Origin of the sequence: Streptomyces sp. NPDC051664 (assembly GCF_044453545.1) — a bacterium.
In the GTDB taxonomy this organism is placed as follows: domain Bacteria; phylum Actinomycetota; class Actinomycetes; order Streptomycetales; family Streptomycetaceae; genus Streptomyces.
The window spans coordinates 1-4,776 of sequence record NZ_JBITCU010000088.1; the positions used below are offsets into that span (position 1 = coordinate 1).

The 4,776-nt window shown below is 67.3% G+C and carries 3 protein-coding genes and 1 pseudogene; 1 reads left to right on the forward strand and 3 read right to left on the reverse strand.

Features of this window, described 5'->3' with window-relative positions; genetic code table 11:
• Together ACIA8E_RS41520 and ACIA8E_RS41525 are read right to left on the reverse strand one after the other, a co-directional pair.
• Positions 1–587, reverse strand: a 587-nt coding sequence (locus ACIA8E_RS41520) for a transposase (protein ID WP_399307245.1), incomplete at its 3' end; no start/stop codon positions are given.
• Positions 588–821: 234 nt separating this feature from the next.
• Positions 822–1,892: an IS110 family transposase gene (locus ACIA8E_RS41525; RefSeq protein WP_399307247.1), complete on the reverse strand. Its 1,071-nt coding sequence runs from the start codon at positions 1,890–1,892 to the stop codon at positions 822–824.
• Between the two features lie 249 nt (positions 1,893–2,141).
• Between ACIA8E_RS41525 and ACIA8E_RS41530 the strand changes: the two genes are divergently transcribed.
• On the forward strand, positions 2,142–3,470 hold the full coding sequence (locus tag ACIA8E_RS41530) for an IS4 family transposase (RefSeq protein WP_356506264.1): 1,329 nt from the start codon (positions 2,142–2,144) through the stop codon (positions 3,468–3,470).
• Positions 3,471–3,474: 4 nt separating this feature from the next.
• On the opposite strand, the pseudogene ACIA8E_RS41535 reads toward ACIA8E_RS41530, so the two are convergent.
• Positions 3,475–4,602, reverse strand: a pseudogene (locus ACIA8E_RS41535) (IS110 family transposase); the annotation flags it as partial.
• Positions 4,603–4,776: the final 174 nt, after the last annotated feature.

Consider the following 4,776-nt stretch of genomic DNA (forward strand, 5'->3'; position numbering starts at 1 on the left):
CGTTCACCGGCGACCAGCGCATCGAGCATGGCCCGGCCCGACATGCCGAAGAGATCCGAGACGACGTCGGACAGTTTGACCTGCGCGTCTTGTAGGGCCTTGTCCACCCGGTGCTTGTGGCGAGTGCGTTCCTGGACGAACACGGTGCGGGTCCGGGTGAAGTCCCGCAACCGCCGGACGGCCTTCGGCGGGACGAACGAGGCCCGGACCATGCCGCGTTCGGCGAGCTTGGCCAGCCAGACCGCATCCAGCTTGTCGGTCTTCGGGCGCCCGGGGACGTTCTTCACATCGCGGGCGTTGACGAGCCAGCAGTCCAGTCCGCGGGCCTCCAGCAAGTAGAAGAACGGGCGCCAGTACGAGCCCGTCGCTTCCATGACGACCCGCTCGACGCCCTGGCAGACCAGCCGGTCACCGAGTTCCAGGATCGCGTTGGTGGTCGAGGCGACGTTCCAGACCTGCTGGACGCGCCGGCCCTCAATGGTGTCATGCGGGACGCGCAGGCAGACCATGCCGGATGCCTTGGCGATGTCGATCGCCGCGACTCGCGCGACCGTCCCGTCGTCGTGCTCTTCTCTTGAGTCCTCCATCAGGTACCCCCTGTTGTGCTGGTTCGGGCAGGGGCTGCCCGGGGAGCCTGAGGGGGTCGGAGAAGCTGATCGGCGTGCTCAAAGCGACAGTGTGCGGCCCCTCGGGCGGCTCCCTCACCAGACTCCTATGCGGGCTCACGGCCCAAACATCAAACGGCGTCGGCGGACAGCCCCTGTACCGATTTTCACGCCTGCGGGGCGTCACCGCAGGTGAACGGTCGACTCCTATAGTTGTCAGCTCGCTGCCGAGGCTGTCCGTGGGGCGGGCCGAAGCAAGTGGTAGACCTCGCGGATGACGTAGCGTTTGAGGCATCGGATGATCTCGCGTTTCGTCTTGCCCTTGGTGGTGCGGCGGGCGACGTAGTCGATGGTGGGCTGGTGGAATCGCATATGGACGATGACGGTTCGGTAGATCGCGGCGTTGAGCTGGCGATGGCCGCCGTGGTTGATGCGGTGCCTGCCGCTGGTCATGCCGGAGCCGGTGGGCACGGGCGCGATGCCCGCGAGCTTGGCGAGAGCGGCCTCAGACTTGATCCGCTCGGGGTTGTCGCCGGCCACGACGAGGATCTCCGCGGCCGTGTCCACGCCGATACCGAAGGGCTCGAGCAGTTGCGGGGCAACTCGCTGGACCAGGTCGCCGATCATCTTCGTCAGTTCCTTGGCCTCGGCGTCCAGGTACTGCCACCGCTTGGCAAGTGTTCGCAGGGTGTGCCGAAGGGCGTCCTCGGGTCCTTCCAGACGGCGAGGACGCAGAGCTGCCAGCTGCCGCGCCAGGCTGATCTGTGTCTTGCCGGCAGTCTCCCGACGCAGGGCGTCCGAAGCGTGGACGAGCATCGCCTTCATCGTGACCATCGCGGCCGTGCGCTGTTCGACGGCCTGATCATGGGCAATCTTGAGCTGACGGATCATCTCGGCCTCGCCGTCTGCGCTCTTGGGCGTGGCCGTCGCAAATCCGGCGAGGACGGCGCGGGCGGCGTTCTCGGCGTCCAGGGTGTCGGACTTGCCGTTCATCCGCCGCAGCCGTCGGTCCGGCCGGCCGGCCTCGACCACCTTGTGGCCGGCCCGGCGCAGGAAAGAGGCCAGGGTGGCGCCGTAGGAGCCGGTGCCCTCGACCCCGAATGCGAGCACCTTGCCGAACGACGCTGCCCAGTCCAGGAGTTGCTGGAATCCGCCGGTGTCCGTGGGGATCGTCAATGTCGCCAGGATCCCGCCGATGGTGTCCATAACTGCCGCGACGTGTACGTGCTTGTGTGTGTCGACGCCGATCACCACATGCCCAGACCTAGGCTGTTCGCTGTCGTTCACGCTGTTCCTCCCGATCGGTGGCGTGGGGTTCACGCTGTCGCCGGTCGGACGGACAGGACTGTCACGGGGACGCTTTGGCGCAAGGCCGTGAAGTTACGGCTTGCGTGCGACTGTCCAGGCGGCTGTGATCTATGGGTTTGCCGGATGTAGGAAGCGGAGCCCCGGTAGAACTGGCAGTCGACCAAGACAACCGTTCACTCACCGGAGGCTCCGCTGTCCGGACAGTCTGCCATCACGCGTGTCGTCACGGTGGCCGAAGGGCTCTATGCACCGGGCCACCTGGGCGAGTTGACCAGGATCGTTCCGTTCGAGCTGGTCGATGCCGTGCTTGTCGAGTGCGGAACCGTCCAGCAGCGGCTGCGGAAACTGCCCGCACGGGTCGTGGTCTACCTGCTGCTGGCCGCGGCCCTGTTCGAGGACTGCGGCTATCGCGAGGTATGGCGCAAGCTCACGGGCGCCCTGGTGGGGCTGCCGCTGGTTGAAGTGACCGCGACCGCGCTGTGGCACGCCCGCTGCCGGCTCGGTGTCCGCCCGGTGCGGGCCCTGTTCGACCTGCTGCGCGGACCCGCCTGCGCGATCCGTACGACCGGAGCACGCTGGAAGGGCCTGCTCGTCGTCGCGATCGACGGCACCCACCTGGACGTCGCGGACGACCAGGCGGTCCGCGCCAAGCTGGGCAAGGGATCCAACCAGTACACCGCCGCCTCGGGATACCCGCAGGTCATGCTGGTGACACTCGTCGCCTGCGGCACCCGCGCGATCATCGACGCGGTCTTCGGGCCGCGCAAGCCCGGCGAATCCGTCCTGGGCCGCCGCCTGGCACGCTCCCTGACAGGCGGCATGATCGTCCTGCTGGACCGGGGATTCTCCTCCAACCCCTTCCTGACGACCGTCGCCGGCACCGGAGCGGACTTCCTCGCCCGTCTCTCCTCGGGACGCAAACCGCCCGTCCTGGCCACCTGCCCTGACGGCTCGTTCCTGTCCAGGATCGGTGACGTCGAGGTCCGCATCGTCATCTGCGAAATCACCATCGCCACCAGCGCAGGCCGCCGCACCGGCGCCTACCGGCTGGCCACCACACTCCTTGACCACCGCACCCACCCCGCATTCGACCTGGTCAGGCTGTATCACGAACGATGGGAAGTGGAATCGGCCTACTTCGAGATCAAGAAATCGATGCTCGGCCGACGCGTCCTACGCTCCCGCACCTGGCCCGGCATCGCCCAGGAGATCTACACGCTCCTGACCGCCTATCAGGTGATCCGAATCGCTATAGCCGACGCCACCCAGGCAACCGGCACCGATCCCGACCGCTGCAGCTTCTCCATCGCCCTGAACACCGCCCGCGACCAGATCGTCCAGGCCCAGGGCGTGATCGCCGACACCGTCATCGACCTCGTCGGCGCGATCGGGCACGCCGTCCTGGGCACCCTCATGCCCGCCCGGCGAGTCCGCCTCGGCCCCCGCGCGGTCAAACGACCCTTGTCCCGATACGCCTACAAGAGCATCAAGGTCGACCGCCACACCTACAAGGCCACCATCAGCATCGACATCTTGACGTCGGATCCCGGACCGTAACTTCACGGCCTTGGGCTTTAGCGCCGGGCGAGGCGGTGATTGCGGAGAACGCCCAGAGGTATCCGGCGTGGTTCAGGCGGTCGTTCTTCACCCAGCGTCGGGTGATGCTGGATTTCTTGCCGGAGGCCCGTGTGATGGGTGAGGCGCCGGCGTATGCCTTGAGGCCGCGGGCGTCGGCGAACCGTTGTCGGTCGTCGCCGATCTCGGCGAGCACCCGGGCGCCGAGCTGGGTGCCCAGGCCGGGGAAGCTGAGGATGATCTCTGCGTCCGGATGCTGAGGGAACACCTCTTCGACTGCCTCGGCGAGGTTGTCAGCGGCGGCGCAGGCGGCCTCCAGCTGGACGAGGAGGGCGAGCATCTGCTTGCCGAGCGCATCCTCGACCAGCGGCGGCTGATGTGCCCAGTCGGTCCGGAAGACCTCGCGGAGCCGCCCAGCCTCAGCTGCGATGCCCCGTTGGCGACCAGCCCGTTTGAGCACAGCCTGCAACTGCGTACGGGTCAGGCGAGCAGCCCTAGTCGGAGTCGGGGCCACCTTCAGGAACTCGCGAGCCTCGGGCCGGCAGAGTCCGTTCTTCCATGGTTCGACGGCCGCCAGGGCGGCCGGGTAGTACTCGCGCAGCAGGGAGCGGAGCTGGTTGGAGATCTGCTGACGGTTCCAGGTGGCGTCCTGCTGGGCCCGAGCGAGGACGGCGACGGCGCGAGTCAGGTCGCTGTCCTGGGGAAGCGGTCGGTGGGCGTGCATGTCGGTGCGGAGGATGTTGGCGAGGACCAGGGCGTCGCCGGCGTCGGACTTCTTCCGCGAGACCGAATGGCGGTCACGGTAGCGGGCGGCGGCCATCGGGTTGATCGCGAACACCTGCCGCTTGCTGGCCCCCAGCACGGCGACCAGCAGGCCGCGGGAGGTCCCGATCGCGACCGGGATCGGGTCCTCTTCGGTGTCGCCGTACTCGGCAAGCAGGTCCAGCAGGATCTTGTAGCCGGTCGCGTCGTCGGTGATGTGCCGCTTGGCCAGTAACTGGCCGCTGTCGTCGACCAGGGCGACGTCGTGTGTCTTCTCCGCCCAGTCGATGCCGCAATAGATCACGATCTTTCCCCTCCCAGTGTTCGGTGTTTGCGCTGGTTGCGAGCGCATGCGGTCCACGCAGCGACCTAATCCCAGGACTCGACGCGAAGGCCGGTCCGCCACCTAATGAGCGACGAAGCGGTGCACTGCTAGGACGTGTTTGAGATGTGGTCACAGCGCCTGCCGTATGAGGGTGAGTTGGACGGTCGACTCGTAGCGGACGGCGAGCTTGTCGTACCTGGT